Annotated in this window: 26 protein-coding genes and 2 pseudogenes; 13 read left to right on the top strand and 15 right to left on the bottom strand. The window is 60.6% G+C overall.

Translation table 11 applies throughout. The features are described 5' to 3' along the window. Positions 1 to 119: 119 nt before the first annotated feature. From LOY70_RS11150 to LOY70_RS11130, 5 genes are all read right to left on the bottom strand, one after another. Positions 120 to 1958, bottom strand: a complete 1839-nt coding sequence (locus LOY70_RS11150) for an amidohydrolase (protein ID WP_003203401.1) — start codon at positions 1956 to 1958, stop codon at positions 120 to 122. Between the two features lie 118 nt (positions 1959 to 2076). Continuing rightward, on the bottom strand, positions 2077 to 2715 hold the full coding sequence (locus LOY70_RS11145; protein ID WP_092346140.1) for an antibiotic biosynthesis monooxygenase: 639 nt from the start codon (positions 2713 to 2715) through the stop codon (positions 2077 to 2079). Further along, complete coding sequence (locus tag LOY70_RS11140) at positions 2708 to 3121, bottom strand: DoxX family protein (protein WP_123414289.1); 414 nt, start codon at positions 3119 to 3121, stop codon at positions 2708 to 2710. Before LOY70_RS11140 ends, LOY70_RS11145 begins: the two co-directional genes overlap by 8 nt. Continuing rightward, positions 3118 to 4065 carry a LysR family transcriptional regulator gene (locus LOY70_RS11135; protein WP_123341698.1) on the bottom strand — a complete coding sequence of 316 codons (948 nt, stop codon included), beginning with the start codon at positions 4063 to 4065 and terminating at the stop codon, positions 3118 to 3120. Before LOY70_RS11135 ends, LOY70_RS11140 begins: the two co-directional genes overlap by 4 nt. 183 nt (positions 4066 to 4248) lie before the next feature. Continuing rightward, positions 4249 to 5070, bottom strand: a complete 822-nt coding sequence (locus LOY70_RS11130; protein ID WP_265036595.1) for an alpha/beta fold hydrolase — start codon at positions 5068 to 5070, stop codon at positions 4249 to 4251. A 255-nt stretch (positions 5071 to 5325) separates the two neighbouring features. Here LOY70_RS11130 and LOY70_RS11125 point away from each other — a divergent pair, with 255 nt between their 5' ends. Beyond that, positions 5326 to 8130, top strand: a complete 2805-nt coding sequence (locus LOY70_RS11125; RefSeq protein ID WP_265036593.1) for an ATP-binding protein — start codon at positions 5326 to 5328, stop codon at positions 8128 to 8130. Here LOY70_RS11125 and LOY70_RS11120 read toward each other — a convergent pair. Both LOY70_RS11120 and LOY70_RS11115 read right to left on the bottom strand, forming a co-directional pair. Continuing rightward, a complete protein-coding gene (locus tag LOY70_RS11120; RefSeq protein WP_265036591.1) occupies positions 8077 to 9564 on the bottom strand; it encodes an ATP-binding protein in 1488 nt (495 codons plus the stop codon). The genes LOY70_RS11125 and LOY70_RS11120 overlap by 54 nt on opposite strands. A gap of 182 nt (positions 9565 to 9746) precedes the next feature. Further along, complete coding sequence (locus tag LOY70_RS11115; RefSeq protein WP_123341702.1) at positions 9747 to 10697, bottom strand: GlxA family transcriptional regulator; 951 nt, start codon at positions 10695 to 10697, stop codon at positions 9747 to 9749. 370 nt (positions 10698 to 11067) lie between these two features. Here LOY70_RS11115 and LOY70_RS11110 point away from each other — a divergent pair, with 370 nt between their 5' ends. Then, a complete protein-coding gene (locus LOY70_RS11110; RefSeq protein ID WP_265036588.1) occupies positions 11068 to 11790 on the top strand; it encodes a pirin family protein in 723 nt (240 codons plus the stop codon). Between the two features lie 138 nt (positions 11791 to 11928). Here LOY70_RS11110 and LOY70_RS11105 read toward each other — a convergent pair whose 3' ends face one another. Further along, positions 11929 to 12972 (bottom strand): GlxA family transcriptional regulator, encoded by a 1044-nt coding sequence (locus tag LOY70_RS11105; RefSeq protein ID WP_265036586.1) that lies wholly within the window; start codon positions 12970 to 12972, stop codon positions 11929 to 11931. Positions 12973 to 13260: 288 nt separating this feature from the next. Here LOY70_RS11105 and LOY70_RS30140 point away from each other — a divergent pair. Continuing rightward, positions 13261 to 14343, top strand: a pseudogene (locus LOY70_RS30140) (cache domain-containing protein); the annotation flags it as partial. Between the two features lie 6 nt (positions 14344 to 14349). Next, on the top strand, positions 14350 to 15204 hold the full coding sequence (locus LOY70_RS30135; RefSeq protein ID WP_405045647.1) for a methyl-accepting chemotaxis protein: 855 nt from the start codon (positions 14350 to 14352) through the stop codon (positions 15202 to 15204). 58 nt (positions 15205 to 15262) lie between these two features. Here LOY70_RS30135 and LOY70_RS11095 read toward each other — a convergent pair whose 3' ends face one another. Beyond that, complete coding sequence (locus tag LOY70_RS11095; protein WP_265036582.1) at positions 15263 to 16129, bottom strand: DMT family transporter; 867 nt, start codon at positions 16127 to 16129, stop codon at positions 15263 to 15265. A gap of 63 nt (positions 16130 to 16192) precedes the next feature. Continuing rightward, positions 16193 to 16840 carry a dimethylsulfoniopropionate lyase gene (locus LOY70_RS11090; RefSeq protein WP_265036580.1) on the bottom strand — a complete coding sequence of 216 codons (648 nt, stop codon included), beginning with the start codon at positions 16838 to 16840 and terminating at the stop codon, positions 16193 to 16195. 37 nt (positions 16841 to 16877) lie between these two features. On the opposite strand from LOY70_RS11090, the pseudogene LOY70_RS11085 reads away from it, so the two are divergent. The 8 genes and pseudogenes from LOY70_RS11085 to LOY70_RS11050 form a co-directional block, all read left to right on the top strand. Further along, a pseudogene (locus LOY70_RS11085) lies at positions 16878 to 17042 on the top strand (helix-turn-helix domain-containing protein); the annotation flags it as partial. Between the two features lie 130 nt (positions 17043 to 17172). Further along, positions 17173 to 17340, top strand: a complete 168-nt coding sequence (gene napE, locus LOY70_RS11080; protein WP_265036578.1) for a periplasmic nitrate reductase, NapE protein — start codon at positions 17173 to 17175, stop codon at positions 17338 to 17340. Positions 17341 to 17376: 36 nt separating this feature from the next. Next, positions 17377 to 17637, top strand: a complete 261-nt coding sequence (locus LOY70_RS11075; protein WP_265036577.1) for a chaperone NapD — start codon at positions 17377 to 17379, stop codon at positions 17635 to 17637. Continuing rightward, positions 17634 to 20138, top strand: a complete 2505-nt coding sequence (napA, locus tag LOY70_RS11070) for a nitrate reductase catalytic subunit NapA (protein WP_265036575.1) — start codon at positions 17634 to 17636, stop codon at positions 20136 to 20138. Before LOY70_RS11075 ends, napA begins: the two co-directional genes overlap by 4 nt. An 11-nt stretch (positions 20139 to 20149) precedes the next feature. Beyond that, positions 20150 to 20635, top strand: coding sequence for a nitrate reductase cytochrome c-type subunit (locus tag LOY70_RS11065; RefSeq protein WP_265036573.1), 486 nt, complete (start codon positions 20150 to 20152; stop codon positions 20633 to 20635). Positions 20636 to 20644: 9 nt separating this feature from the next. Further along, positions 20645 to 21241: a cytochrome c3 family protein gene (locus tag LOY70_RS11060; protein ID WP_265036571.1), complete on the top strand. Its 597-nt coding sequence runs from the start codon at positions 20645 to 20647 to the stop codon at positions 21239 to 21241. Positions 21242 to 21310: 69 nt separating this feature from the next. Next, the gene (locus LOY70_RS11055) at positions 21311 to 21982 is read left to right on the top strand and encodes a class I SAM-dependent methyltransferase (protein ID WP_265036569.1); all 672 of its coding nucleotides are present in this window, start codon (positions 21311 to 21313) and stop codon (positions 21980 to 21982) included. Between the two features lie 148 nt (positions 21983 to 22130). Next, positions 22131 to 22394, top strand: coding sequence for a hypothetical protein (locus LOY70_RS11050; protein WP_123341722.1), 264 nt, complete (start codon positions 22131 to 22133; stop codon positions 22392 to 22394). Between the two features lie 301 nt (positions 22395 to 22695). Here the strand turns inward: LOY70_RS11050 and LOY70_RS11045 are convergent, their stop codons facing one another. Further along, positions 22696 to 23025 carry a type II toxin-antitoxin system RelE/ParE family toxin gene (locus LOY70_RS11045; RefSeq protein ID WP_265036567.1) on the bottom strand — a complete coding sequence of 110 codons (330 nt, stop codon included), beginning with the start codon at positions 23023 to 23025 and terminating at the stop codon, positions 22696 to 22698. A gap of 2 nt (positions 23026 to 23027) precedes the next feature. After that, positions 23028 to 23258 carry a type II toxin-antitoxin system ParD family antitoxin gene (locus LOY70_RS11040; protein WP_265036566.1) on the bottom strand — a complete coding sequence of 77 codons (231 nt, stop codon included), beginning with the start codon at positions 23256 to 23258 and terminating at the stop codon, positions 23028 to 23030. Positions 23259 to 23434: 176 nt separating this feature from the next. Here LOY70_RS11040 and LOY70_RS11035 point away from each other — a divergent pair, with 176 nt between their 5' ends. Beyond that, positions 23435 to 25444: a DKNYY domain-containing protein gene (locus LOY70_RS11035; RefSeq protein ID WP_265036564.1), complete on the top strand. Its 2010-nt coding sequence runs from the start codon at positions 23435 to 23437 to the stop codon at positions 25442 to 25444. 126 nt (positions 25445 to 25570) lie between these two features. Here the strand turns inward: LOY70_RS11035 and LOY70_RS11030 are convergent, their stop codons facing one another. Genes LOY70_RS11030 through LOY70_RS11020 form a run of 3 tightly spaced genes read right to left on the bottom strand, consistent with a single transcriptional unit; the run spans position 25571 to position 26684 of the window. Beyond that, positions 25571 to 26284, bottom strand: a complete 714-nt coding sequence (locus LOY70_RS11030; RefSeq protein ID WP_265036562.1) for an SDR family NAD(P)-dependent oxidoreductase — start codon at positions 26282 to 26284, stop codon at positions 25571 to 25573. Positions 26285 to 26328: 44 nt separating this feature from the next. Further along, on the bottom strand, positions 26329 to 26472 hold the full coding sequence (locus tag LOY70_RS11025) for a hypothetical protein (RefSeq protein ID WP_413776630.1): 144 nt from the start codon (positions 26470 to 26472) through the stop codon (positions 26329 to 26331). Continuing rightward, the gene (locus LOY70_RS11020) at positions 26469 to 26684 is read right to left on the bottom strand and encodes a tautomerase family protein (protein WP_265036560.1); all 216 of its coding nucleotides are present in this window, start codon (positions 26682 to 26684) and stop codon (positions 26469 to 26471) included. Before LOY70_RS11020 ends, LOY70_RS11025 begins: the two co-directional genes overlap by 4 nt. Between the last annotated feature and the right edge of the window lie 154 nt (positions 26685 to 26838).

The raw sequence follows: 26838 nt of genomic DNA, 5'->3' as shown, positions 1-26838 counted from the left end.
AAAACCCTGGTGGGAGCGGGCTTGCTCGCGAAAGCGGTGTGTCAGTCGACGAAAATGCTGAATGTCAGTCCGCATTCGCGAGCAAGCCCGCTCCCACAGGGGAGATCTGTGTGTATCAGTCAGAAGGCAAAGCAGGAGCAGCCAAACGCGCCCCAGAAGCCTTGGAAATCGCTGACCGGAACGTTCGACAGGCGCGCCCGTTCATGGCTATGGGAATGCACCGTGCAAGGACCGCTGCACTGGTGCACCTGCGCCTGCAGCGGTGAGGTCGGGCGCCAGTGGCCTGGGACCTTGACCACCGGCGACCAGTCCGGCAGCACCGGGACGCTGGCCGGCCCGAGCTTCTCGAAATCACCAGCGGCATACACCACTTTGCCGTCGACCACCGTCAGCACCGACTCGATCCACTTGATGGCTTCTTCCTCGACGCTGAAGAAATCCGCGCTCAGGGCTGCCAAATCCGCCAATTGGCCGACCTTGATCTGGCCTTTCTTGCCCTGCTCCGAGGAGAACCAGGCACTGCCATGGGTGAACAATTCCAGCGCGGTCAGGCGCGGCAGGCCTTCTTCGTGCAATGAGAGGCCGCCGACCGTACGGCCGCTGACCATCCAGTACAGCGAGGTCCAAGGGTTGTAGCTGGACACCCGCGTAGCGTCGGTACCGGCACCTACCGGCACCCCTTCGGCCAGCATGCGCTTGATCGGCGGCGTGGCTTCGGCGGCCTTGGCGCCGTAGCGGTCAACGAAGTATTCACCCTGGAAGGCCATGCGATCCTGGATCGCAATGCCGCCACCCAGCGCCCTGACCCGCTCGATGTTCTTCGGCGTGATGGTCTCGGCGTGGTCGAAAAACCACGGCAGGCCGTTGAACGGGATGTCACGGTTGACCTTCTCGAACACATCGAGCATGCGGCTAATGGACTCGTCATAGGTGGCGTGCAGGCGGAACGGCCAACGCTGTTCCACCAGGTGACGGACCACCGGCTCCAGGTCCTGCTCCATGCCAGGCGGCAGGTCCGGGCGTGGCTCGAGGAAGTCCTCGAAGTCCGCCGCCGAAAACACCAGCATTTCACCGGCGCCGTTGTGCCGCAGGAAGTCGTCGCCCTGGTGCAACTTGACGCTGCCGGTCCAGTTCTTGAAGTCGCTGAGTTCTTCCTTGGGCTTCTGGGTGAACAGGTTGTAGGCGATGCGCACCGTCAACTGCTGTTCCCGGGCCAGTTGCTCGATCACTGCGTAATCGTCTGGATAATTCTGGAAGCCGCCGCCGGCATCGATGGCGCTGGTCAGCCCCAGGCGATTGAGTTCACGCATGAACTGGCGCGTGGAGTTGACCTGGTATTCGAGCGGCAGCTTCGGCCCCTTGGCCAGCGTCGAATAAAGGATCATCGCGTTAGGCCGCGCCACCAGCATGCCGGTGGGTTCGCCCTTGCTGTCACGGACGATCTCGCCGCCCGGTGGGTTCGGTGTGTCACGGGTGTAGCCGGCCACCCGCAGCGCGGCGCGGTTGAGCAAGGCGCGGTCATACAGGTGCAACACGAACACCGGCGTATCGGGAGCGGCCTGGTTCAGTTCCTCCAGGGTCGGCATGCGTTTTTCGGCGAACTGGAATTCGTTCCAGCCGCCTACCACGCGCACCCATTGTGGCGTTGGCGTGCGGTCGGCCTGGTCCTTGAGCATGCGCAAGGCATCGGCCAGGGATGGCACGCCTTCCCAGCGCAGCTCCAGGTTGTAGTTCAGGCCACCACGGATCAGGTGCAAGTGCGAGTCGTTGAGCCCGGGGATGACGGTGCGGCCCTTGAGGTCGATGACCTGGGTGCCACTGCCGCGCAGGGCCATGGCTTCGGCATCGGTGCCCACGGCGACGAAGCGTCCCTGGCTGATGGCGACCGCACTGGCGCGGGGTTTCTCACGGTCGACGGTATGGAATTGACCATTGAATAGAATCAGATCGGCGTTCATCGGATTTCCTTCTGAATGAGTAGAGGCAAGGGACAGACGTGGCCAGAAAGCCGCCGCCGCGCTGAGCAAGGACCCGGCGGCCAAGAGTTGGCGGCGCAGCGGATCGGTTGGATCGTCGTTATTGGCCATGGCCGGGCTCCAGGTGTTCGTGGGCCTTCGAAGCTTCCATCCAGGGTGCGAACAATCGAGTCGCCAGCGGCATGAACACGTACACCACCGAAAGCACGATGGTCAGGGTGATCAGGAACGTCGCCACCACGTAGTTGGAAAGAAACGCATTGAGTTGCAGCAACGGCCCCCAGATCAGCGGCACCAGCAGGGTGTGCGGCAGGATCACCAGCAGCGTCACCACCGACTGCTTCCAGCGCGGCGGCGGTGTGGCGGCATCGGCCAGCGGGGCGAACCAGAATTCCTTGTGCGGCGCGACTTCGGTCTGGTCGCCGTCGGCCAGCAAGGGCGTGGCCTCCTCCACCAGTTCGCGGCGTTCGGGCGAGTCCAGCCAGCGTTGCATGGCCTCGGTGGAACAGAAGCGCAGCACGCAGGTGAACAGCGATAGTCCGCCCCGCTTGCCCCGGACCACGTCCACGCCCAGGTGCCCTGGCCACTGACCGGCCACGCTTACGATGCGCCGCAACCAGGCCTCGTAGGCCGCGTCCTGGCCGGCCTTGATCCGGTGCTTGACCACCAGGGTGACGATTTCGTCGAAGCCGGGTTTGGCCGGGCTCGCAGGGGAGCCGATGGTTTGAGATTCAGACATGGCGAAGCACTCCAACAAAACGCGTGTTCATGGCCAGGCGCCCGGGCCCGGCAATGAATACGCTGGTAAATATGATCAGCAGCAACCAACCGAACTGCCCTTCTTCCAGGCTCCACTGCGGGTGCACCACCAGCAGCGCCACGGCCAGCAGAAACAGGATGGGCAGACACGCCAGGCGCACCAGGACACCGGCCATGATCAGCAGCGGGCACAGCACCTCGGCGAAGATCGCCAGGACCAGGGTCGGCGCCGCCCCCAAGTGAAAGGGGTCTTCGATGCGCGTCAGCTCGACGCTGTAGTGCAACAGCTTCGGCAGCCCATGGACCCAAAGCAGAAACAGCGCGCCACTGAGGCGCAGGAACAACAAGCCCAGGTCCTGCAACGGACGTTCATCTGTCAGGTTCATCGGTGCGCTCCGTCGGGGTCCGTCGAGGCGGCCGCCGGCAACGGTTGGGACATGTGGGTGGCAATGCGCGAGCGCAGCCAGCGCTCGGCCGGGTCGTTGTCATGCACGCCGCTCCAGACCATCGACAACTCGGCGGCATTGATCTCGAACGGCGGATCCTCGGCACGCAGGGCGCAACCCTCCACCAGCGCGCAGGCGGCGTAGTCGGGCACGGTGGCGATCAGTTCGGTACCGGCCAGCAAGGCCCGCAGCCCGCTGAATTGCGGTACTGCCAGCACCACTTTGCGGGCCCGACCGATCCGCGCCAGGTCCAGGTCGATGTTGCCGCTCAAATCGCCCGAGAACGAGACCATGGCGTGGGGCCGCGCGCAGTATTCGTCCAGGGTCAGGGGGCCCGGGCGCTTGTCGCCGCGCAAGACCTTGCAGGGAATATCCCGCAGTTTCTTGCGCTTGGCATTGGCCGGCAGGTCGGTGGTGTAGCTGACCCCGACGCTGATTTCACCGCTGGCCAGCAGCGACGACATCAGCAGGAAATTGGCCCGGCGCACCACCACAATGATGCCCGGCGCTTCTTCGCGCAGTTGGCTCAGCAAGGGTGGAAACAGGCCGAACTCGGCATCGTCGGACAGGCCGATGCGGAACACGTCGCAACTGGTGGACGGATCAAAGGCCTTGGCCCGGCTGACCGCGCCGGAAATCGTGTCCATGGCCGGTTGCAGTTCCTGCAGAATCGCCAGGGCCCGGGGCGTCGGCTCCATGCTCCGACCGTTGCGTATCAGCAGCGGATCATCGAACAGATCCCGTAGCCGCCCGAGTGCCGCGCTCACCGCCGGCTGGCCCATGAACAGCTTTTCGGCGACACGGGTCAGGTTCTTTTCGAACATCAGTGCCTCGAAGATCACCAGCAGGTTCATGTCGAGGCGGCGTAAATCGTTGCGATTCATGGGTGTTGGTCCTGTCGAATACCAAGGATTGGTGGAGTCCCTGTGGGAGCGGGCTTGCTCGCGAAGGCGCACCGACATTCAACATCTTCGTCGACTGACACACCGCTTTCGCGAGCAAGCCCGCTCCCACATGAAATCTGTGCTTGCCTCATAGCATCAGGGCAAGCCCCCGCACCTCCCCCTTCAGCCCTGGATGAACGCCAACAGGTCGGCGTTCAAGCGGTCCTTGTGTGTGTCGGTCAGGCCGTGGGGCGCGCCCGGATACACCAGCAACTGCGAGTTCTTCAGCAATTTGGCGGCGGCGATGCCAGCGGCTTCGATGGGGACCACCTGGTCGTCATCGCCATGGACCACTAGGGTCGGCACGTCGATATTGCGCAGGTCTTCGGAAAGATCGGTCTGCGAGAATGCCTTGATGCAGTCGTAGGTGTTCTTGTGGCCGGCGAGCATGCCCTGCATCCAGAACCAGTCGATCATGCCCTGGGAGACCTTGGCCCCCGGCCGGTTGGCGCCGAAAAACGCGCTGGCCACATCTTTGTATAGCTGAGAACGGTCGGCCAGGGAGGCCTGGCGGAAACCGTCGAACACCTCGACGGGCAAGCCGCCCGGGTTGGCTGGAGTCTTGAGCATCAGTGGCGTGACCGCCGAGATCAGGCCGAGCTTGGCGACTCGAGCGGCGCCATGGCGGCCGATGTAGCGGGCCACTTCGCCACCGCCGGTGGAGAAGCCGAGCAACACCGCGTCCTTCAAGTCCAGCCGCTCGATCAGCTCGGCCAGGTCATCGGCGTAGGTGTCCATGTCGTTGCCGTCCCAGGGCTGGCTGGAACGCCCGTGTCCACGGCGATCATGGGCGATCACCCGGTAACCGTTGGATGCCAGGAACATCATCTGCGCCTCCCAACTGTCCGAGTTCAACGGCCAGCCGTGGCTGAAGACCACCGGTTGACCAGTGCCCCAATCCTTGTAGTAAATCTCGGTGCCGTCGCGGGTGATGAAGGTGCTCATGACATGACTCCTTGAGGTGGGTGGATCGTTTTATGGTCCGACCACGAGGGGTATTGGCGTGAGTTAAACGTTGTTAATTTTTTCGGGACGCACGTGTTAAAAACCTGCTTTTGTGGCGAAGGAGCTTGCTCTCTAGCCACAGGGCCCAGCGGCTGGAAGGCTCGGAGCAGAGCCTGCGCCGTTGCGCTTGAAGTCAAACCTGAGGAATATGCTCGGGTAAAGCCCAGGCATCTGGACCAGAACATTGAGAGCAACATGAGCCACTACCTCAACCTCCCCGTCGAACAGACCGTGCATTTCGGCCCTTACCAGGTTCATCCTCGCCAACGCCTGGTGCTGGAAGCCGGGCAACCGTTGCGCCTGGGGCGACGGGCGGTGGAGATTCTGCTGGTGTTGCTTGAACACGCTGGGCAGGTGGTGAGCAAACAGCAGCTGATTGCCCGGGTCTGGCCCAAGAGCGTCGTGGAAGATACCAATCTGCGGGTGCACGTCGCAGCATTGCGCAAGGCCCTGGGAGATGGTCAGGATGGCCAGCGCTACATCGTCACCGTGGCGCAACGCGGCTACAGTTTTGTCGCACCGGTGTCACTCGAACCCCTCGAAGAACTGGCGTGCATCCCTCATCCATCACTGGCCCACAACCTGCCGCTGCGACGCACGCGACTGATCGGCCGCCAGGCGCTGGTAGAAGCGTTGGTGGCCCAGCTGCCGCGAAAACGCTTTATCACGCTGGTGGGTACCGGTGGCATCGGCAAGACCACCGTCGCCCTGCGGGTCGCCGAACAGTTGATCGGCCATTACCGCGACGGCACTTATCTGCTGGATCTGGCCGCGCTCAATGATCCAGCCATGATTGCCCCCAACCTGTGTGCGCTGCTGGACCTGCCGTTGCATGACGGCGACTCACTGGACAGCATCGCCCGACAGCTCAAGGCGCGGCATCTGTTGCTGGTGATCGACAACTGCGAGCACCTGATCGATACCGTCGCCGTGCTCTGTGAAACCCTGCTGCGCGGTGCCCCTCACCTGCATGTCCTGGCCACCAGCCGCGAAGGCCTGCGTGCCGAGGGCGAGCATGTGCAGCGCTTGGACGCCCTGGCGTTCCCGCCGCGAGAGATGCCTATCGAGGGTTATCCCGCCGTGGAGTACCCGGCCTTGCAGTTGTTCGCCGAACGGGCGATGGCCAGCCATGACGACTTCGAGCTGACCGACCCGCTGGTGCCATTGGTGGTCGATATCTGCCAGCGACTGGACGGCATCCCCCTGGCCATCGAACTGGCCGCCGCCCAGGTCGGCCGATTCGGACTGGAGGAACTTCACCGCCAACTGAAAGGCAGTGTCACCCTGCTCCATAACGACAGCGACGCCGCTCCACGCCAGCAAACCCTGCGCGCCACGCTGGACTGGAGCTTCGCGCTGCTAACCCCTTGCGAACAGACCTGCCTGCGGCGATTGGCGGTGTTCATGGGCAGTTTCAACCTGGCATCGGCTGCGGCGGTGATCGTCGGCCAGCATGTCGAGCCCGACCAGGTGCTGGCGGCGGTCAGCCAATTGGTCGCCAAATCGTTGCTCAACGTCGAGATCGGCGATGAAGAGGTGCGCTACCGCCTGCTGGATACCACCCGCAGCCATGCCTTGGAAAAACTGGCCGAGGCCGGTGAGTTGGCGGCCAGCCAGGCGCGCCACGCCGAGCGTTGCCTGACGCTGATGGAGCAGGCCGAAAAAGACTGGGAAAACACCCCCACACGGCTGTGGATCTCCCGCTACGCGGCCTATCGCGATGACATCCGTGCGGCGCTCGACCGGGGGTTGGGTCCGCAGGGTTCCCACGCGGTAGCGATCCGCCTGACCGCCCGCACCCTGCCCCTCTGGCACGAACTGTCGCTGCTCAAGGAGCACGGGCTTTACGTCAGCAAAGCGCTGGAATTATTACAAGCCAGCCCCTCGCCCTGCCCAAGGTTGACCCTCGCCCTGGAGCTGGCCCATGCCAGTTTCAATTACCATACCGAGGGGGGTACGCCCGCCACCGTCCGTGCCTTCGTCAAGGCCCGGCATTTGGCGCAGCAATGCCAGGACCTGGCGGGCGAGTTGCGGGCTGTGTCGGGGCACATGACCGTCAACCTCAGTCGCGGCAGTTACCAGGAGGCACTGGATCAAAGCCAGGATTTCGACCGCTTGGGCCTGCATGGCGAGCCGAGCCTTTCCTTGAGTACCCAACGCCTGCGAGTCCTGGCGCTGCATTTCAGCGGCGATCAGCGTGCCGCGCGGCGCGATGCCGAACAGGTCATCCAGCGCCTGGCCCAGAGCGGTCATCTCAGCCGTTTCACCCATGGCTTCGGCGTGCAATACGATCAGAGCGTGGCCGCACTGACGATTCTGGCGCGCATCCTCTGGCTGCAAGGCTTTGCCGAGAAAGCCCGGCGCACCGCCAACCTGGCGCTGCAGATCGCCTTGCAGATCAACCACGGTATTTCGATCTGCTACACCCTGGCGGTCACCGGTTGCGTGATCGCCCTCTACAACGGCGACCACTCATCTGCCCGGGAAAGACTCGAACTGTTGAAGCAACAAGCCAGGAAGCATTCGGTGATGCTGTTCCATGATTGGGCCTGCCACTACGAGTGCGCACTCGATGGCACTCCCTTGGCGGCAAGCCGGACCAACGGACTGATTCAGGACATCGTTGTCACGCTACGGGCCGACTGTGTCAGCCCGGCGCAACTCGAGCGCGCCCACAGTGGCGCCGCGGGCTGGTGCACAGCGGAAGTCCTGCGGGCCAGCGCCGAAACCTTGCTGGCACAGAACGCCCCGTCCCTTGAGGGTCGCGCCGAAGAGCAGTTGCTGGACGCCCTGGCCGTGGCCCGGCACCACAATGCCCTGGCCTGGGAACTGCGCAGCGCCATGTCCCTGGCCCGGCTATGGCAACGCCGGGGTCGGGAGCATGCCGCGCGGGATCTGCTCGGGCCGGTCTATCGACGTTTCACCGAAGGGTTCGACACGCCCGACCTACAGCAAGCCAGCGCGCTGCTCCAGACCCTGGGTCATCGTCTCGGGCCTTGAGCGGCGTGGCGCCCAAGCCTCCTGCAACGCGTAATGCCGCTGGAACACCTGCCACTGACCGCTGCGCCGTAGTTTTTCCCGGGCATAGGCGCGGGTGGTGTGGAGCAAGTGGAAGTGAACCCCGTCGGCGCCCTGCTCGACCATTACCAGTGATTGGCTCACCAGCCGTGACAGCAACCAAGGCAATTGCCCAGCAGCCAATTCGGCACAATTGATCACCGCCATGGCCGCCTTGAGAGTAAAGGGTTCATCAAACACCGACAGGCGCTGGAACACCTTCTGTTCATCAGCACTCAAGCGCTCGAAACTCCAATCCAGCAAGGCCGCCAGGCTTCGGTGGCGGGCCACCGCCGTGCGTCGTCCATGGCTCAAGAGTGACAAACCATAATCCAGTTGTTCCAGCACCCCAGCCACGCCCAGGGCGTCGACCTGGGCTGCCGCCAGTTCCAATGCCAGCGGCAACCCGTCCAAGCGCTGGCAGATCTGCGCAAGGATGACCCAGTCGCGCTCCCCCGGCTTGAAGCCTTGCTGGCGGGCGCCAACCAGGTCGATCAATAACTGCACGGCCGGGCACGCCGCTATCTGATGCCCAGGCGCAAGGGCCGATGCCACTGCCAGGCCCTGCAACTGCACAACGCTTTCATCCGTGATGGCCAAGGGTTCGCGGCTGCTCACCAACAGCGACACCCCAGGTGCCGAGCGCAGTGCCTGAGCCAGCACTCGGCAGGCGTCGAGCACATGTTCGCAGCCATCGAGCACCAGCAACATTCGGCAGGGTGCCAGTTCCCGGTCCAAGTGCTCGCCTGGCAAGCCGAGTGTGCGGGCGACCTGCGCCGACACCTGCGAGGCGTCGCTGACGGCGGACAGGTCAACGAACCAGGCACCGTCGTCAAAATGCTCCAACAACAGCTCCGCCGCCCGCAGCACCACGGTGCTCTTGCCGACACCGCCCGGGCCAGCCACGGTGGTCAGGGACTGTTTGGGCACTTCAGCCAATAACCGCCCCAGCACTGGGTCGCGACCGATCACCGGACTCAATCGAGCGGGCAGGTTATGCCGATCGGATAATCGGGGGGTGTGCCGTTCGACACCTGCCTTCAAGGCCACGGAGGCCGCAAAGCAATAGCCTTGGCGGGGATGATTGAGGATGTAGTGACAGCCGTCCCGCCCATCACCGAAGGCCCGCCGCAACGCCGCGATGTGCACCCGCAGGTTGATGTCTTCCACGACGCTGTCAGGCCAGACGCGCGCGATCAACGCCTGCTTGCTGACGAAAGTGCCGGCGTGTTCAACCAGCACCTGGAGAATGTCCAGGGCACGCCCGCCCAATGCCAGCGGCTTGCCCCCACACGTGACCAGTCGCTGCTGTCGGTAAAAGGCAAACGGACCGAAGCCCACCGCCGGCTCGGAATCGGGTTTGACGAAACTGTTCATGGGCGATCCAGCGCCGGATAACCGATCCGGGCAGACACGTTCCCTATCACTGAACGCGTCTGCCCCGGCTCCTGCGCATCCTTTCCAGAGGGTTCGCCGTTATCTTGGCAGGCACTGCCAAGAGGACAATGCTGGCACAGGGAGCGTCACGGACATCGCGATGCCCTGGACGGACACAATGTTCAACTGAATTGCTGGCGATACTGTACCGGGGTCAGGCCGAGCTTTTCACTGAACAGAAAACGCATGTGGCGCACACTGCCGAAGCCACTGCGAAATGCCACGGTCTTGAGGGGCAGATCAGTGCTTTCCAGCAACTGGCGGGCCCGGTCGATGCGCGCGCCTTGCAGGAACTCCATGGGCGTCATCTTCACCTCACGGGCGAAGACCCGGGCAAAATGTCGCGAGCTCATGGCGGCCAGCGCCGCCATGCGTTCGATGGTGAAAGGTTCTTCCAGGTGCTCCATCACATGATTCTGCACCCGGGTAATGGCCGACTCCTGGGTCGCCACCGCCGCCACCGAGGGGCTGAACTGCGCCTGCCCGCCCTGGCGTTTCATCACCACCAGCAACACCTTGGCCACGTCCAGCGCCACTTTGCGGCCGTGGTCTTGCGCGACGATGGACAGCGCCAGGTCAATCCCGGCGGTGACACCGCCGGAGGTGATCAGGCGTCGGTCCTGGAGAAAGATCTTGTCGGTTTCCACCAGCGCCTTGGGGAAACGGCGGATCAAGCGTTCGGTGTAATGCCAGTGAGTGGTGACGCGGTAACCGTCAAGCAATCCAGCCTCGCCAAGCACAAAGGCCCCGGTGCAAATGGAGCCGTAGCGCGTGGCCCGCTGCGCCGCCGCGCGCAGCCAGGTATGCAGGCCCGGATGCTGATCGTCGTAGGCCCCAGGCCCACCCGGCACCAGCAACACGTCATAAGCCGCCCAGGCCTGGTCGATATGAATATCGGCCTGTACCGTCACGCCATTGGACGCCCGTAACCCGCCGCGCTCGGTGCCCAGGGTCAGCAGTTGATAACGATGGTCTGGTTCGAGATAGCGATTGGCGATGGAAAACACTTCAAGCGGCCCGGCCATGTCGAGCAGCAAGAAGTCCGGGAACAACACCATTGCAACGGTTTTCATTGGGACATACACCAAAAAATCCAGGTGAGCGCAGCGAAGCCTGATGCTCGCCAACCCAAACCCTGGAATGAAACCCCGTGGGAGCGAGCTTGCTCGCGATAGCGGAGTGTCAAACGACATTGAAGCAAGCTGAACGGACGCTATCGCGAGCAAGCTCGCTCCCACAGGAGTCGTCGTTTAATTGAGGGCATCAATCATCCCTTGCATTATGGCGAAACGAAGGGCCTGCTGGTCACATTTGAGCATTGTCCACTCAAAACGGACAGTCTTTCGTTTTTCACCTGCTTATTGAATATCTCGATAACCATTAACCTTCTTCTGAACCCGGCGAACGGCCACAGCCGTCACCCACTGAACCAGGAGAATTACCATGCTGACCCTTCGCAAAGCTTCGGACCGCGGCATCGCCCGCCACGGCTGGCTGACCTCGTTCCATACGTTTTCTTTCGCCAGCTACCGCAACGTCAATGAACAAGGCTTCTCCGACCTGCTGGTCATCAACGACGACCGGGTCGCGGCCGCCAAGGGCTTCGGCCAACACCCTCACCGGGACATGGAGATTTTCTCCTATGTGCTCGAAGGCGCGCTGGAGCATAAGGACACCCTGGGCACGGGTTCGGTCATTCGCCCGGGCGATGTGCAATTGATGAGTGCCGGCAGTGGCGTGGCCCACAGTGAGTTCAATCACAACGCCGACGAATTGGTGCACTTCCTGCAAATCTGGATCGTGCCCAACGTCAGTGGTGCCACGCCGCGCTATCAACAGGAGCACTTCAGCGCCGAACAAAAACGCGGGCGCCTGCAACTGATCATTTCCCCGGACGGCGCCGAAGGCTCGCTCCAGGTGCGCCAGGACGCGCGGGTATATGCCGGGCTGTTCGACGGCCAGGAAAGCGCCACCCTGAACCTGGCACCCAATCGTTATGCCTACGTGCATGTGGCCCGAGGCAGTGTCGAGCTTAATGGTGTGCCGCTACAGGAAGGTGACGGTGTGCGAGTGCGCGAGGAGCAGGCACTGACGTTGAGTAACGGCCAGGATGCCGAGGTACTGGTGTTTGATTTGCGGCCGCAGGAACTGCCGCAAATGCCATGAGGCGCAGATACTGTCCCCATAAAAAACCGATGCCCGCAGGGGCATCGGTTTTTTTTGATCTGGACTCGCTGGTTTCCAGCGCAAGCAGACAAGCCAGACCTCATAGGGCGACACACGCGTGCGCCCGTTACCGCCAGCTCAGCGCAACGCTTGCTTGCGCTCAAGCTTGGAACGATAGCTGCCCGGCGGAACGCCGAAGAAATCCCGGAAGCGACGCTGAAAGTGCGGCGAGCTGACGAAGCCCGTCGCCACGGCGATTTCCGTCACGGAACGATTGGTCTGCTGGATCAGCTGGCGCGCCCGCGTCAGGCGCAGTTCCAGGTAATAACGCGTCGGGGTCGCCCCGAGAAAACTGCAGAACCGCCGTTCCAACTGCCGCTTGGAAATCTTCACGCAGGCTGCCAGCTCATCGATGGTCAAGGGCTCCTCGACGTTTTGCCACATCAACTCCAGCGCCAGCTTGAGACTTTCCGGCAACGTCGGGTCCGTCTCGACGAACACTGGCGGCAAGTCCGTCGCATCATCGCCAGACTCATCACACCGGAGAATCTCCTCGATGGCCCCCACCAGCGCCTGCCCTCCCGTCTTGCTGATCAACTGGAGCATCATGCGCAGCGAACTGTTCGCGCCGGCGCAACTGACCCGCTCCCGGTCAACGATATAGGCCCGGCTGGACACCTTAACGAGGGGGAACATCTCCGTCATCATGGCGCGGCTTTCCGGATGAACGGCGCATTCGAAACCATCGAGCAGGTTGGCATCGGCGACAAAAAACACCCCGTTCCACAGCCCCCCCAATATCGCTCCGGACGTGGCATTGGCGCGCAGCTTGCGCCGCAGCAAAGGCAGGCCTTGCAACTTCACGCGAAAGCCCCCGGCGACGATCAGCACGTCCAGGTTTTCCGGTAACTGCGCCAGATCGACATCGGCGGAAATGACGATCCCCAGGTCACTCGTCACCTGACACCCCGACGCCCCCACCGTCAGCACCTCGTAAAGGGGCATGTCGCTCATCAGGTTGGCGGTGACCAGCGCGTCCACCGCGCCGGTAAAGGACATCATCGAAAAATTGTCCATCAATACAAACGCAACGCGGATGGGCGCCTGGTCGGCAGGTGGCGCCCCGAGTGGGCGATAAGCCATGTTCTTGTTTTTAAGTACGCTCTCGAATGCGCTTGGCATAGGGCCTCGTTGATACAGGGAGACGATCAGGGCTTGCCTGACTCTGACGCCTTGAAAAAAGGCAACGCGATGCAGGGCCGTCGCCGCTATCTTCCAGATTAGCGACGTTGTCTGCAATCGTCTCACCGCCGTTGATCAGCAATCCGCTAATAGCCGAACGACCTAAAGTACATAGGACCTTGGTCGATACGCTATAGGTAGGCATGGGCGCTTCACCTCCAGAATTCGCAACGCTCACCGCTAATGTTTCCGCCGTTCCAACACTTATAAATACCTGCGGGAGAAGTCATGAATATCAAACAGAAGCTGACATGGGCGTTCGCAACCATTGCCTGCCTCCCGGTCATCCTGGTGGCGGTGCTTGTCGTGTTGAACCTGCGCGACGCCGCCAAGGCCAACTTCCTGGACAGCAGCGGTCGTGAGATTCGCCAGATCGACAATGGCATGAAGCAATTCTTCGACGGGATCAGCCAGAACGTCGAGTTCTTTGCCAAGGACCCACGCATCGTCGCCGCCAAAGACCTGAAAAACTATTCCGGCGCCGATGCCGCACAGATTCCCCTGCCGGAAAACAACAAGCAGCTTCTGGAGATCTTTGACAGATTCGCCAAGAGCCATCCAACCACCGCCTATCTTTCCGTGGGGCTGGCCGATGGCGGCTACGCCAGTTGGCCTGACGACCCCAAGATCTCCAACTACGACCCACGCGTGCGTCCATGGTACAAGGCGGCCGTCGCCTCGCCCGGCAACACCGTGCGTACTGACGCCTACTACTGGGCACCGGACGACGTGTCGCTGATCGGGATCGTACACACGGTAGCCGACGCCAGCGGCAAGCTGGTGGGCGTCGTAGGCCTGGACGTGTCGCTCAAGCAACTCACCGAACTGGTCAAGAACATCAAGCTGGGTGAAAGCGGCTACCTGATGCTGGTGGAAGCCAACGGCAACGTCCTGGTGGACGCCGCCGATGCCAAGCACAACTTCAAGCCGCTGGCCGACCTGGGCCCCAACTATGCCGAGCTGGCCAAAAGCAGCGATGGCGTGACCCAGATCGAGATCGACGGCGTGCCTTACATGGCCAACGTGGTCAGCTCCAAAGGCCTGGGCTGGCGCTTCATCGGCCTGATCAAGCGTGACGAAGTGATGGCCGAAGCCTCGAACCTGACCTGGTTGATCGCCGCCATCGCGGCTGCGCTGGCCGTGGTCTTCGCCATCGTCGGCGCCAGTTTCGCCAGCATGATCGTGCGGCCGATCCGCGGGGTTGCCAATGGCCTGCAGGAAATCGCCGAAGGTGAAGGTGACCTCACCCGCAAACTCACGGTGCAGGGCAAGGATGAAACCGCCACCCTGGCCAGCTGGTTCAACCAGTTCCTGGGCATGATCGCGCAATTGGTGCAGCGCATCGGCAGCGCCTCTTCCGACCTGCAAAATGCGGCGGCCGACACCAGTGAAGTGGCCCAGAACATGAATGAAGCCGCCGGGCGCCAGCGTCAAGCGGTAGAGCTGGTGAGCACCGCCTTCAACGAGATGGTCGCCACCGCCAACGAAGTGGCCCGCTCGTGCAGCCAGGCCGCCACCAGTGCGGACGAGGGCTACCGCGATGTGCACGATGGGCAACAGCATATCGGCGAAGCCACCGGCAGCGTGCTGAGACTGAGCGAGGATCTGCAAAAGTCGACCCAGACCATGCAGGCGTTGGAGCAGGACAGCAAGAACATCAACACCATCCTGGACACCATTCGCTCGATTGCCGAACAGACCAACCTGCTGGCGCTCAACGCCGCCATCGAAGCGGCACGTGCCGGCGACCAGGGCCGTGGGTTTGCCGTGGTGGCCGACGAAGTCCGCGCCCTGGCACGACGCACGGCCGACTCCACGGGCGAGATCGACAGCCTGCTGGGCAACCTCGCGCGGCGTACCCAGGAAGTCACCCTGCAGATGCAAGGCAGCCTGCAAACGTCGCAAACCAGCGTCGAGCGCATCCAACAGGCCCGCGACAGTTTCGACAAGATCCGCAACTCGGTGGACTCGATCCGCGACCAGAACACCCAGATCGCTACGGCCGCTGAAGAACAGCATCAGGTGGCCGAAGACATCAACCGACACATCGCGCAGATCCATGCCGATGCGCAGTTGGTGGAAGAGTTTGCCCATTCGGCACAGACCGGCTCGGGGCGTTTGACCGATATTTCCGGGCAGCTCAAGGGGTTGGTGGGGCGGTTCAAGTTCTAAATTGTTGCACCTGAGAGAGCCAGGGACGGCTCTCTGCACGTAACATCAATAACACCCCCTACCCTTTCGCCTTAAGCGCAAACAGACCACCGATGACCACCAACCCCGCGCCCACGACTGTCCATATATCAGGCAATTCGCCGAATACAAACAGGCCGATGAACGTGGCAAACACCAACAGCGTGTAGTTGAAGGGTTGAAGCGCACCGGCCGTTGCATACTTGAGCGCCTGGAGGAATAAAAGCTGCGCCACCATGCCTATCGTGGAAAGCACAACGATCAGGCCCCACTGTTCCGGGCTCGGAGAAACCCATCCTGGCAGGCCTGACAGCGTGATGGCTATCGCCCCGAAGAATCCCATGTAGAGCATGTTCGTCGCGAAGGAATCATCCCGGCTGATTCGCCGGGTCAGCACGCTGAAGATCGCAAAACCCAAGGCCGACAGCAGGGGAATCAGCGCGGCAAGTTCGAAAACACCGCTCCCTGGACGCAGGATGACCAAGGTTCCCATGAAACCGAGGGCAGCGGCCATCCATCGACGAATCCCGATGGCCTCGCCCAGGAACGCGCCCGCCAACGCCAAGGTCATCAGGGGAAAGACCGCATACAAGGCATGCATCTCAGCCATTCCCAGGTAACGCAGCCCCAATCCGAACAAAGCGCTTTCACCGACCCCAATCAGCGCCCGGAGGATCTGGAGAACAGGATGCCGGCTTCGACAGGCAACCCGCAGGCGCCCTTGATAGACGCTATAGCCAATAGCAAACGCAAGGAATACCCAATAGCGCACCATGACGAGCTGCGCGACCGGGAGGTCCTTGACCAGCACCTTGGTGATGCCGTCCTGGCTTGCAAAGAGCAGCATTGAAAGCAGGCACAAGATAATGCCGAGTTGGGGCCGCGGGGCCTCATGCACAGTGCGCATCGTTATTGGCCTCCGCCATCGGGTGGCTACCGACATACTCAGCCTCTGAACGATGGCACGACGTCAATGAATCAACCCCCACAGCGCCAACAGTGGAACGTGCGTTGATCTCATTGCATGGATGCAGGAAGGAGGATTGACGACAACGCCCCCTGCTCCGGGACTCCACCAACCCACGTCCTCTCGATACCAGTCGCCTGGGGAAAGAACGAGATAGAACTCAGCCGGAGGATGTTGGTGGAAGGGATAGTCGGTATCAGGCGCCATGAGGGCCAATCCCAGGGTCATGGAGGAACATTCAAACAGTCCTCCCGGGCCGGCGATCATTCCATGTCGATGCCTTTGCACGAACCTGTCGTCCTGGCCTGCCTGAGCCTGGCGATGAGTCCAGGCGACATGAGGCAGCAGCGTGCTCAACGCCTCCAGCAGCGCCTCCAGATGTTCATCGGTTCTGGGCGCGGCGCCGAGTGCCTGGGACAAATAAGGCTCTAGGAACTCAGGTAATCCACGCCGCGTTTCCAACGGTGTCTTGATAACCCATTGGGCCGCGTCCAGAGCGCCCGCATGCGCCTGTATTGAATCCGGCGCGCCATGGCAAATGCTGTTTGACAGCACGTCATGAAGTGATCGTTGAAGCCGTTGTCCGCTGCTGCTGAGCCCCCGCGCCAACGATAAATGATCGCTACTGTTTATCATCGTCTTCGACGCCATTCCTGAGCCAGATGAAGGATATGACAGACTGCCCGACCGCAGCCGGGAACATGCCCATCGCTCGCTTACCGAGATCGCGTATGCCTGGGGCTATGGCAGCAGCTCGCACTTCAGCCGGCATTTCAAATCGACGTTCGGCATGTCACCTCGCCTGTTCCGGGATACCGCGAGCGACAGCAGGATGAAATCGACGGCCGCATAGCAGCAGACCTAAAAACCGCTTGGAATGAAACCGCCATTGCCTGGACAAGAAGATTGACCGTTGGTCGCTAGAGCGACCGGATACGACAGCATGACCTAGTATCAACGCAGGATCAGCTGGAGATGTCCCCATGTCATTGGCTGAAGAACGCAAACCTGATCGCCGCAAGGAAACCCGGCTTTTCCTCTTCCTTGTCGTCTGCCTCTTTCCGTTGTTGTCCGTCGCTATCGTCGGCGGCTACGGCTTCCTCGTCTGGTTCTTCCAGATGCTGTATGGCCCGCCAGGACCACCCAACTGACTGATCACCTTTCTTGAAGGTTATGGGAGCCAGCTCATGGACGAAGCCCTGCACATTGCCAGTCTCCTGGTACTTGCCCGACCTGAATTGCTCGATGCCGTTAAAGCCAATCTGCGTCTGCTGGAGGGCTTGGAACTGCATCAGGAAAGTGCGGCGGGAAAACTGGTGGTGGTCCTTGAAGCCGTCCATGAAAGCCAGATTCTTCAACGCATCGATCAGATCAACAACCTCCCGGGTGTGCTCAATGCTGCGTTGATCTATCACGAACTCCTCGAACCCGAAGGAGATATCGAATGAGCATGACCCGCCGATCCTTCGTCAAGACCCAGGCCGCCGCCATTGCCGCCGCCGCTGCCGGCCTGCCAATCGTGACGAGCGCCAGTAACCTGGTGACCGAAGCCGACATGGTCACCCTGGACTGGAACAAAGCGCCCTGCCGCTTCTGCGGCACCGGTTGCAGCGTGATGGTCGCGACCCGTGATAACCGAGTGGTCGCCACCCACGGCGACGTCAAGGCCGAAGTCAATCGTGGGCTGAACTGCGTGAAGGGCTATTTTCTTTCAAAGATCATGTATGGCGTCGATCGCCTGACCCAGCCGTTGTTGCGCATGAAAAATGGTCAATACGACAAACAGGGTGAGTTCCAGCCGATCAGCTGGGAGCAAGCCTTCGACATCATGGAACTGAAATTCAAGGAAGCCTTGAAAAGCAAAGGGCCTGGATCGGTCGGCATGTTCGGTTCCGGGCAATGGACGGTGTGGGAAGGTTATGCCGCCAACAAATTGATGAAGGGCGGCTTTCGCTCCAATAACATCGACCCCAACGCCCGCCATTGCATGGCCTCGGCGGTGATGGGATTCATGCGCACCTTTGGCATGGATGAACCGATGGGGTGCTACGACGACATCGAAGCCACCGACGCCTTCGTGCTCTGGGGCTCGAACATGGCCGAGATGCACCCGGTGCTCTGGAGCCGGGTCACCGACCGGCGCCTGAGCCAGCCCCATGTGAAAGTGGCGGTGCTGTCTACCTTCGAGCATCGCAGCTTCGAACTCGCCGACATCCCCATGGTGTTCAAGCCGCAAACAGACTTGATGATCCTTAACTACATCGCCAATCACATCATTGAAAGCGGCGCGGTGAACCAGGACTTCATCAGCAAGCACACTCGGTTTGCCAAAGGCGCCGACGACATCGGCTACGGCCTGCGCCCTGACGACCCACGGGAGAAAAAAGCCGCCAATGCCGCCAAGGCCAACACCTGGACGGACATTTCTTTCGAGCAGTACGCCGCCTTCGTCAAACCCTACACACTGGAACGAACCGCCAAGGAGACCGGGGTTCCCGCTGAGCGTCTCAAAAACCTGGCCGAGTTGTATGCCGACCCCAAGCGCAAGGTCGTCTCGTTCTGGACCATGGGGTTCAACCAGCACACCCGCGGTGTCTGGGCCAACAATCTGATCTACAACATCCATCTGCTCACGGGCAAGATCAGCGAGCCGGGCAACAGCCCCTTCTCGCTGACCGGCCAGCCGTCAGCCTGCGGCACGGCACGGGAAGTGGGGACTTTCTCCCATCGGTTGCCCGCCGACCTGGTGGTGACCAATCCCAAGCACCGCGCCATTGCTGAAAAAATCTGGAAACTCCCGGCGGGCACCATTCAGGAAAAACCCGGTTTTCACGCGGTCGAACAGAGCCGCATGCTCAAGGACGGCGTGCTAAACGTTTATTGGACCCAGGCCAGCAACAACATGCACGCCGGGCCGAACATCATGCAGGAAGTCCTGCCGGGGTGGCGTAACCCGGATAATTTCGTGATTGTCTCCGATGTCTACCCGACCGTTTCCGCCCAAGCCGCCGACCTGATTCTGCCCAGCGCCATGTGGGTGGAAAAGGAAGGCGCCTTCGGCAACGCCGAACGGCGGACGCAGTTCTGGCATCAGTTGGTCAGCGCGCCAGGTGACGCCAAGTCGGACCTGTGGCAGTTGCTGGAATTTTCCAAGCGCTTCACCACCGATGAAACCTGGCCCGCCGAATTGCTGGCCAAGGCACCTGAGCTCAAGGGCAAGACCCTGTTCGATGTGCTGTTCAAAAATGGCCAGGTCGACCAGTTCCCCGTCGATCAGATAGAAGCCGGGTACAAAAACGATGAAGCCAAGGCCTTCGGTTTCTATCTGCAAAAAGGCCTGTTTGAGGAATACGCCCAGTTCGGTCGTGGCCACGGGCATGACCTGGCCGCGTTCGACCGTTACCACAGCGAACGGGGCCTGCGTTGGCCGGTGGTCGAGGGCAAGGAAACCCGTTGGCGTTACCGCGAAGGACTGGACCCCTACGTGGAGAAAGGCAGCGAGGTGCAGTTCTACGGTTACCCCGACAAGAAGGCGATCATCTTCGCCCTCCCCTACGAGCCGCCCGCCGAAAGCCCCGACGCCGACTTTCCCTTCTGGCTGAGCACCGGACGCGTCCTGGAGCATTGGCATACCGGCACCATGACCCAACGCGTCGAAGAGTTATACAAGGCGGTACCGGACGCGCTGGTCTACATGCATCCCGAGGATGCCAAGGCCTTGAAGGCGCGGCGTGGCAGCGAAGTGAAGCTGATCAGCCGACGTGGCGAAATCCGTGCGCGCATCGAAACCCGTGGGCGCAACAAGCCTCCGCAAGGGCTGGTGTTCGTGCCGTTTTTCGACGCCAACAAACTGATCAACAAGGTCACGCTGGATGCCACCGACCCGATATCCAAGCAAACCGACTATAAAAAATGCGCGATACGCATCGAGTTGATCAGCGTGGCCTGAGGAGAACCGTCATGCTTTTGCGAACCCTGCCGTTGCTCCTGCTCGCGGCGATTGGCGTGGTCATCGCCGCCGAGATCGACTACCCACTCGATGCGCCTGCGCCGGACGGACGTCGGCCCGGCGGCACCTTGACCCAGAGCATGCCCGCGCCCCCCCTTGCCGACGAAGAAAACAAGGACCTCAAGCGCGAGCGCAATTACCCGGATCAGCCGCCGACCATTCCCCACACCATCCGTGGTTATCAGGTCGACACGAACGGCAACAAGTGCCTGTCCTGTCATAGCCGTGCCAACAGCGCGCGGACCCAGGCCACGATGATCAGCATCACCCACTACATGGACCGCGATGGCCAGGCGCTGGCAGCGGTGTCACCGCGTCGGTACTTTTGTAATCAATGCCACGTGCCACAAACAGAAACCAAACCCCTGGTGAACAACAGTTTCGAGACCATAGACAAAATTCTGCAAGACGACGCCAACGCCGGGCAGAAACCTTGAGGACGCAACATGAAAGCACTGTTCGCCCTGCTTAAGGACTACTGGGGTGTCCTGCGTCGTCCGAGCCTTTACTACAGCCTGGGGTTCCTGACGCTTGGGGGGTTTGTCGCCGGGATCATTTTCTGGGGCGGCTTCAACACCGCGCTGGAAGCCACCAACACCGAGACGTTCTGTGTCTCCTGTCATGAAATGCGCGACAACGTGTTCGTCGAACTCAAGGACACGATTCACTACACCAACCGCTCCGGCGTACGCGCCAGTTGCCCGGACTGCCATGTGCCGCACGAATGGACCCATAAAATCGCGCGCAAGATGCAAGCGTCGAAAGAGGTGTGGGGCAAGATTTTCGGCACCATCGATACCCGTGACAAATTCCTGGCCTTGCGACGCGAGCTGGCCGAGCACGAGTGGGCCAGGCTCAAGGCCAACGACTCGCGCGAATGCCGTAATTGCCACAACTTCGAGTTCATGGACTTTACCCGCCAGAGCAAGCGCGCCTCAGCCATGCACTCGACCTCATTGGCCAACGGTGAGGCCACTTGCATTGACTGCCACAAGGGCATCGCCCACAAACTGCCCGATATGAGCGGGGTAAAAGGCTGGTAGGGATAACCGTGCCCAGGCCAGCCGCATTTGTCCTATCCTTGTATCCAACCCAAGCATCAGGACATGGCGATGCCCACTCCCGAATCCGTCCTTCTGCAAAGCTGGCAGCACAATGCCCAATCCTGGATCGAAGCCGTGCGCAGCGGCGCCCTCGAAAGCCGCATCAAGGTCACCGACCAGGCCATCCTGCTGGCAGTGCTAGGCCGCCAACCCAAGCGTGTACTCGACCTGGGTTGCGGCGAGGGCTGGCTGTTGCGGGCCCTGGCTGAGCGGGCTATCGAAGCGGTCGGCGTGGACGGCGATGCAACGCTGGTCGACGCTGCGCGGGCGGCGGGCTCTTCCCAGGTGCATGTGGCGAACTACGAAGCGTTGGCCCAGGCCAAGGTGGACATCGGCCGCGACTACGACCTGATCTGCGCCAACTTCGCCTTGCTCCACCAGGACATCATCCCACTGCTCGCCGCCATGAACGCCCTGCTCGCCCCTGGCGGCGCATTGGTGATCCAGACCCTGCATCCGTGGAGCGTAGCGGCGGGAAACTATCAGGATGGGTGGCGAGAAGAAACCTTCGCCGGGTTCCAGGGCCAGTGGCAGCCTATGCCCTGGTACTTTCGCACCTTGTCCAGCTGGTTCAATGCCCTGGAGATGGCCGGCTTTCGACTGGCCGGCCTGCAGGAGCCGCAGCACCCGCAAAGCCCGGTGCCGCAGTCGTTGCTGATGGTGGCTGAACCGCGAGGTTGAGTGAGCCGACAGGCCGGATGCGGTGTGGCTGTCTATCTCCCGACGGTTTTCCACGCCATCATCAATAAATCTCAAAAACACAAAGCAGCTGCCGATACCCTGATAAGACCCCAGTGACTGGTTTTCAGGATTGAACGGTGGGACCGTAATGACTGACATTTATCTGCTGATAGCGCACGGCACGGATCAGGGCGACGCCTACGTCCTGGGTTGGTTCGATGACAGAGCCAAAGCCAGGGAAGTGGCCGAGCAAAAAGAATGGGAGGCCTACCGCGCCAGTTTGAAGGCCGAACATCCTTGGTCAACCCACAAACCCTTGGCGCCAGACCAGACTGAGTATCGCCGCTATTGGATCAAGACCATTTCAAAGTTCGAGCATGTTCCGGTGCCAAGGTCCTGGGCAGTGCATTGATTTGTCCGTGGGTGAATATCCAACGAAACGAGCGTTGTCGAGGGTGGTCTAGAAGATTAAGCCCACCTGATGAGAGCACTGTTATGTTGAAATTCCTTGGCGGTACCGTAGGCATCATTTTCATCATCGGCCTGATCGTGGTCATTGCGCTGTTCAAGTTCATCTTCTGATCACGGCAGCGTCGACCACTGGCCTGGTGCTTCATTGTCTCAGGCGTGAAAAAGCCCAATCTTTTTAGATTGGGCTACGTTATTTTGGCCGTTCGGCTCGCTGAATTCATGATGACACCCATTCCAACCTGTTAATGGAGGGAGCTTTCAACCAACCATTCAGGGATATCCCGCGTGCCATGTAAAACACGCCATACGTCAATGTGCTCATCACGCTCGACGTAGAACACTAGGTAGGGATAGCGTTTCAGTGGCCAGCAGAACAATCCAGGTAAATTCAGCTCATGGGCGTACCGGGACATACCCGATGCCGGATGGCGGCTGATATGGGTATAGGCGTTTTCCAGGGCATCAATGAAACTGAGTGCCGCCTGCTCGGCGTGCTCACCAAGGTAATAGCTGATGACGTCCTCTACATCCTGGTTAGCAAGGGCTCGCGCAATGACGGGTTTCTCCTTCATCCTTAGCCCTTGCGCACCTTGGCACGCAGGGACTCGAAGTAGTCGCCGTTCACAGGCGCAGCGGGAGCCGACTCAGCCCCAGCGAGTACCAGACCGCGCAGTTGCTGGCGATCCTGATCCTTGCGAATCAACTCGCGCACATATTCGCTACTGGTGCTGTAGCCTCGCTGGCTAACCTGATCATCTACAAAGGATTTAAGAGCGTCTGGCAGGGAGATATTCATAGTGCTCATGGCTTTGCCTGCTTTTGACAAAATTTGCCAAAGTATATACACGCTTACCCCTGCCTCGCCAGTGTCGAGCCCCGCAGCAAAAAATGTAGTCCAGTCTGCTGCAACGGCTGAAAAAAACAGCGCTGAGACGGGTGAGATGTCCTTGGCCAACCACCAGACGTTCAGGTCGCAATAACATGACAAGCATAGAAACGGCTATTGCTGACTGGGAACCGCTGAACCTTGAATGGCATCAAGGCTTCGCCTTCATGGACGGTGCGCTGCTGGGCGACGGGCAAGTGCCTGATGTGTACATGTTGCTCACCCCTGAAGGTATGCAACCCCGCGAGTTAGCTCGGTGCGCCAGCGATGGGCATTACCCGCCCTCCCCCTTGCGTGTCGGCCAACCGGTCTGGCGGCATCGACGCAATCCTCAGGTCCTGCGCGATGCGCTGCGGGATTACTACCTGCTTCCCGCTTACCTGGAGCGCCACGGTTACCACGTGCTTCATGCACTACCGTTTCGTTTCGACAAGGGCCTGGAAAGTCTGGGCTATCAATACTGGCGTGATAGAACCGGCGCCTATTGGTTGGGCGACTACTCGATCACAGAAATCCCACAGGCAAGACCCGACCGTCTTGCCCTGTTGGAATCATCGCCGGCATCGGTAACTGCCGCTTGCGCGCTGTTCAGTGATGGCGAGAATATCTTTCTGCATGGGCAATTTATCGCCAGCGCCACGGCCCGGGTTCGTTATTGCAATCACCCGTCCTATAGAGTGATCGACAATCAGGTCTACAAGGGCTTCAACCCTCTGCACCAGAAGGACGGCTCGCCGCTGCCGGTCGCCAAACCATACGACTTCCAGATGCTCGCCCGTCGCTGGGGAACGGATGGGCAGTCGATCATCGTGCAAGCGCAGCAAGGCTCGAGCGTTTCATACGAATACTTCTACCGCATCGACAAGGTCGACCCGGCAACCTTCAGCGTGCTTAACGAACGCTACGCCAAAGACCGCCAACGTGCCTATTACCTGACCGGAAAGACCATTCGCTACGTGGGCGACTTCCACCTGCTCAAGTGCTGGCAGCCGGCGTTCGATGCCTGCGGGCGCGTGGTCGGCGCCAGCGAACGCGAGGATGAGTATTTTGCCGTGGACGACAAGTACGTCTATGCAGCCGGAACCCGTCTGCGTGATGCCCATGGCCCGAGCTTTCGTCACCTGGGGTTCGATTATTACCGTGATCACCAGCACGTCTATCGGCGTCATAAACGCCTTGATGTCGACGTAGAGAGCTTCGTAGTGACCCAGCTCTATCAGAGTGATCAGGATTACTCGCCCGTGCTGGTCGGTGACAAGCATGGCCCGCTGGGCTCTGGCGGCGTCATCGATGCGGCCATGCAACAGGCATGGGCCCCTTACTTCGAAGCCCATCCGCAGCTGAAGGACTATTGGTGGCACCGCTTACAGACAGCGCCTGAAGCACCGCAAATGCCCACGAAAACAGAGCTCTTGCGTGACCTCGGTCGCGGCTTCGAACAGGGCCGCCAGGTGTATTTCCACGGTCGCGTCATCAATGGGCTGGACGCGGCGAGTTTCAGAGTGCTGGACACGCACCTGTGTGGCGACGCCAACGGCTTGTATCTGATCCCATACCATAACGCCGACACGGAAGTACCCGAACGGTTTTCCCAGGAGTCTGCGGAGCATTTCCGTTCACTGGGTGAGCCCTACCTGACTGACGGTAAACAAGTGTTCTGCCACAGGATTTTTTATCATCCTCCCGAGCTGATTCGTAAGGCACAAGCGGATACGTTCCAATCCTGTGGTCATGGTTGGGCCAAGGATCGAGCGGCCGTGTATTACTACGGCGAAGCGAAAAAACATTTACATCCCTCCACTACCCGCTTTCTCGGTATTTATGCGGTCAGTCCGACACTGATCCTCTGTGAAGGCAAGCCGTTGGATGTGAATTTCGATCCTGATGAAATCCGCGTACCGCATCCCGATTTTTTACAACTGGGCACGCGCAAGCTGTTCTGCCACCGGCGCCCGCTGAGTGCCAAGCGCATCGACCTGGCAACCCTCGAATTCCTGGATGACGGCTATGCCCGTGACAAACAGCGAATCTATCGTTATGACGGTTACGCAACCCTGGTCGAAGTTGACGAAGCACATGATCGAGCATCCCTCGATCATCGATGATCAGCGTCCCTTGGTTTTTTCGTAGGGGCTTCTTACGGTTGATGCAGGCGACCCTTGGCTGCCTCAGGTTTACCCTGAAACATGTCCAAGTGCCGCCAACCGGGTGGCGAAACGACTCTGCCGTGATCAATGACCGGCGCTTTGCCCACCGTCAACGTGGAGGATTTCCCCGGTGACGAAAGCCGCGCTGTCCAGGTACAGGACCGCACCCACGATGTCCTCGACTTCACCCATGTGGCCGACCGGGTGCAAACTGCCGAGCGCTGCGTGGGTTTCCTCGCTGTGCATCGGGGTCTTGATAATGCCGGGCGAAACGGCGTTGACCCGAATCCCACGCTTGGCGTACTCAATGGCCAGGGACTTGGTGGCAGCGTTCATGCCGCCCTTCGTCAGCGACGCCAGCACTGAGGGCACGCCTTGCACCGCGTGGTCGACCAGCGTGGTGGTGATGCTGACCACGTGACCGCCATCGCCTTGTTTTTCCATTTGCGCGATGGCCTGTTGCGACATGTGGAAGAAACTGCCCATGTTGGTGGCCACGACGTTCACATAGTCTTCGAGGGTGTAATCGGTGAAAGGCTTGGCAAGGAACACCCCGGCATTGTTGACCAGCGTATCGATGCGACCGAAGCGGGCCACGCCTTCGCGGATGATGCGCTCGGCAGTGGCAGGATCGGCGATGTCACCGGCCACGGTAAGGATGTCTGGATCGCTCGATGGCTTGATCGACCGGGAAGTCGCAACCACCTGATAGCCCAGGTTACGGAATCCCTCGACAATGCCAGCGCCGAGACCTTGGGAAGCGCCGGTAACCACAACGACTTTTTTTGCATGGCTCATGATGATTTCTCGCTAAGTAAAAAATGGATGGATAAGTTGTGCAATCAGGCTTCGGCGGGCTTGAACCTCAGCTCGACAGCAACCTGGCCGGCGGGATTGCCAATCGCCTGATCCAGCGCCGTTACCGACGGCGCGCACCCAGGGCACACCACGTCCGACACGCAATCGATACTGGCCGTACGCGTCATGATTTCGACTCCGCCAGCCCCTTGCGGTACTGCGTGGTGGTCATACCGGCATAACCCCAGTTATCGGTGTCGACCTCGTCAATGACGATGTGGGTCAGGTGCGGATCCTTGTTGAGCACCGTCTGCATGGTCTGAGTGATCTCAGCGATCACCTGGGCCTTCTGCTCCTGGGTAACGCCGTCACGGGTGATACGAACATTGATGAAAGGCATGGGACAGTCTCCAGTGAGCCCCCCACCGGAATGATGGGGCGGCGACATGGAGGGGATGGTAAAAAGTTACATGGCGGTGGATAAAGATGGGGCTGGGAACTTCATTTATGATGCGATGTAATGAATCCGTCCGTAGTTGAGTGGCGAGCCATGT

The sequence above is a fragment of the Pseudomonas sp. B21-054 genome, from assembly GCF_026016345.1.
In the GTDB taxonomy this organism is placed as follows: Bacteria; Pseudomonadota; Gammaproteobacteria; order Pseudomonadales; family Pseudomonadaceae; genus Aquipseudomonas.
The sequence above is the reverse complement of the archived record's forward strand: the minus strand, read 5'-3'. Positions and strand labels throughout refer to the sequence as shown.

Bases quoted from the DNA above. Each gene is read 5' to 3' on its own strand.
- LOY70_RS11090 (WP_265036580.1), bottom strand. From the start codon at position 16,840: ATGGCGTCGAAGACGATGATAAACAGTAGCGATCATTTATCGTTGGCG.
- LOY70_RS11130 (WP_265036595.1), bottom strand. From the start codon at position 5,070: ATGAGCACCTTCATCACCCGCGACGGCACCGAGATTTACTACAAGGAT.
- LOY70_RS30135 (WP_405045647.1), top strand. From the start codon at position 14,350: ATGATCGCGCAATTGGTGCAGCGCATCGGCAGCGCCTCTTCCGACCTG.
- LOY70_RS11105 (WP_265036586.1), bottom strand. From the start codon at position 12,972: ATGCCAAGCGCATTCGAGAGCGTACTTAAAAACAAGAACATGGCTTAT.
- LOY70_RS11115 (WP_123341702.1), bottom strand. From the start codon at position 10,697: ATGAAAACCGTTGCAATGGTGTTGTTCCCGGACTTCTTGCTGCTCGAC.
- LOY70_RS11050 (WP_123341722.1), top strand. From the start codon at position 22,131: ATGACTGACATTTATCTGCTGATAGCGCACGGCACGGATCAGGGCGAC.
- LOY70_RS11035 (WP_265036564.1), top strand. From the start codon at position 23,435: ATGACAAGCATAGAAACGGCTATTGCTGACTGGGAACCGCTGAACCTT.
- LOY70_RS11025 (WP_413776630.1), bottom strand. From the start codon at position 26,472: ATGACGCGTACGGCCAGTATCGATTGCGTGTCGGACGTGGTGTGCCCT.
- LOY70_RS11135 (WP_123341698.1), bottom strand. From the start codon at position 4,065: ATGAATCGCAACGATTTACGCCGCCTCGACATGAACCTGCTGGTGATC.
- LOY70_RS11145 (WP_092346140.1), bottom strand. From the start codon at position 2,715: ATGTCTGAATCTCAAACCATCGGCTCCCCTGCGAGCCCGGCCAAACCC.
- LOY70_RS11140 (WP_123414289.1), bottom strand. From the start codon at position 3,121: ATGAACCTGACAGATGAACGTCCGTTGCAGGACCTGGGCTTGTTGTTC.
- LOY70_RS11095 (WP_265036582.1), bottom strand. From the start codon at position 16,129: ATGCGCACTGTGCATGAGGCCCCGCGGCCCCAACTCGGCATTATCTTG.
- napE (WP_265036578.1), top strand. From the start codon at position 17,173: ATGTCATTGGCTGAAGAACGCAAACCTGATCGCCGCAAGGAAACCCGG.
- LOY70_RS11120 (WP_265036591.1), bottom strand. From the start codon at position 9,564: ATGAACAGTTTCGTCAAACCCGATTCCGAGCCGGCGGTGGGCTTCGGT.
- LOY70_RS11075 (WP_265036577.1), top strand. From the start codon at position 17,377: ATGGACGAAGCCCTGCACATTGCCAGTCTCCTGGTACTTGCCCGACCT.
- LOY70_RS11060 (WP_265036571.1), top strand. From the start codon at position 20,645: ATGAAAGCACTGTTCGCCCTGCTTAAGGACTACTGGGGTGTCCTGCGT.
- LOY70_RS11045 (WP_265036567.1), bottom strand. From the start codon at position 23,025: ATGAAGGAGAAACCCGTCATTGCGCGAGCCCTTGCTAACCAGGATGTA.
- LOY70_RS11125 (WP_265036593.1), top strand. From the start codon at position 5,326: ATGAGCCACTACCTCAACCTCCCCGTCGAACAGACCGTGCATTTCGGC.
- LOY70_RS11055 (WP_265036569.1), top strand. From the start codon at position 21,311: ATGCCCACTCCCGAATCCGTCCTTCTGCAAAGCTGGCAGCACAATGCC.
- napA (WP_265036575.1), top strand. From the start codon at position 17,634: ATGAGCATGACCCGCCGATCCTTCGTCAAGACCCAGGCCGCCGCCATT.
- LOY70_RS11020 (WP_265036560.1), bottom strand. From the start codon at position 26,684: ATGCCTTTCATCAATGTTCGTATCACCCGTGACGGCGTTACCCAGGAG.
- LOY70_RS11030 (WP_265036562.1), bottom strand. From the start codon at position 26,284: ATGAGCCATGCAAAAAAAGTCGTTGTGGTTACCGGCGCTTCCCAAGGT.
- LOY70_RS11110 (WP_265036588.1), top strand. From the start codon at position 11,068: ATGCTGACCCTTCGCAAAGCTTCGGACCGCGGCATCGCCCGCCACGGC.
- LOY70_RS11040 (WP_265036566.1), bottom strand. From the start codon at position 23,258: ATGAGCACTATGAATATCTCCCTGCCAGACGCTCTTAAATCCTTTGTA.
- LOY70_RS11065 (WP_265036573.1), top strand. From the start codon at position 20,150: ATGCTTTTGCGAACCCTGCCGTTGCTCCTGCTCGCGGCGATTGGCGTG.
- LOY70_RS11150 (WP_003203401.1), bottom strand. From the start codon at position 1,958: ATGAACGCCGATCTGATTCTATTCAATGGTCAATTCCATACCGTCGAC.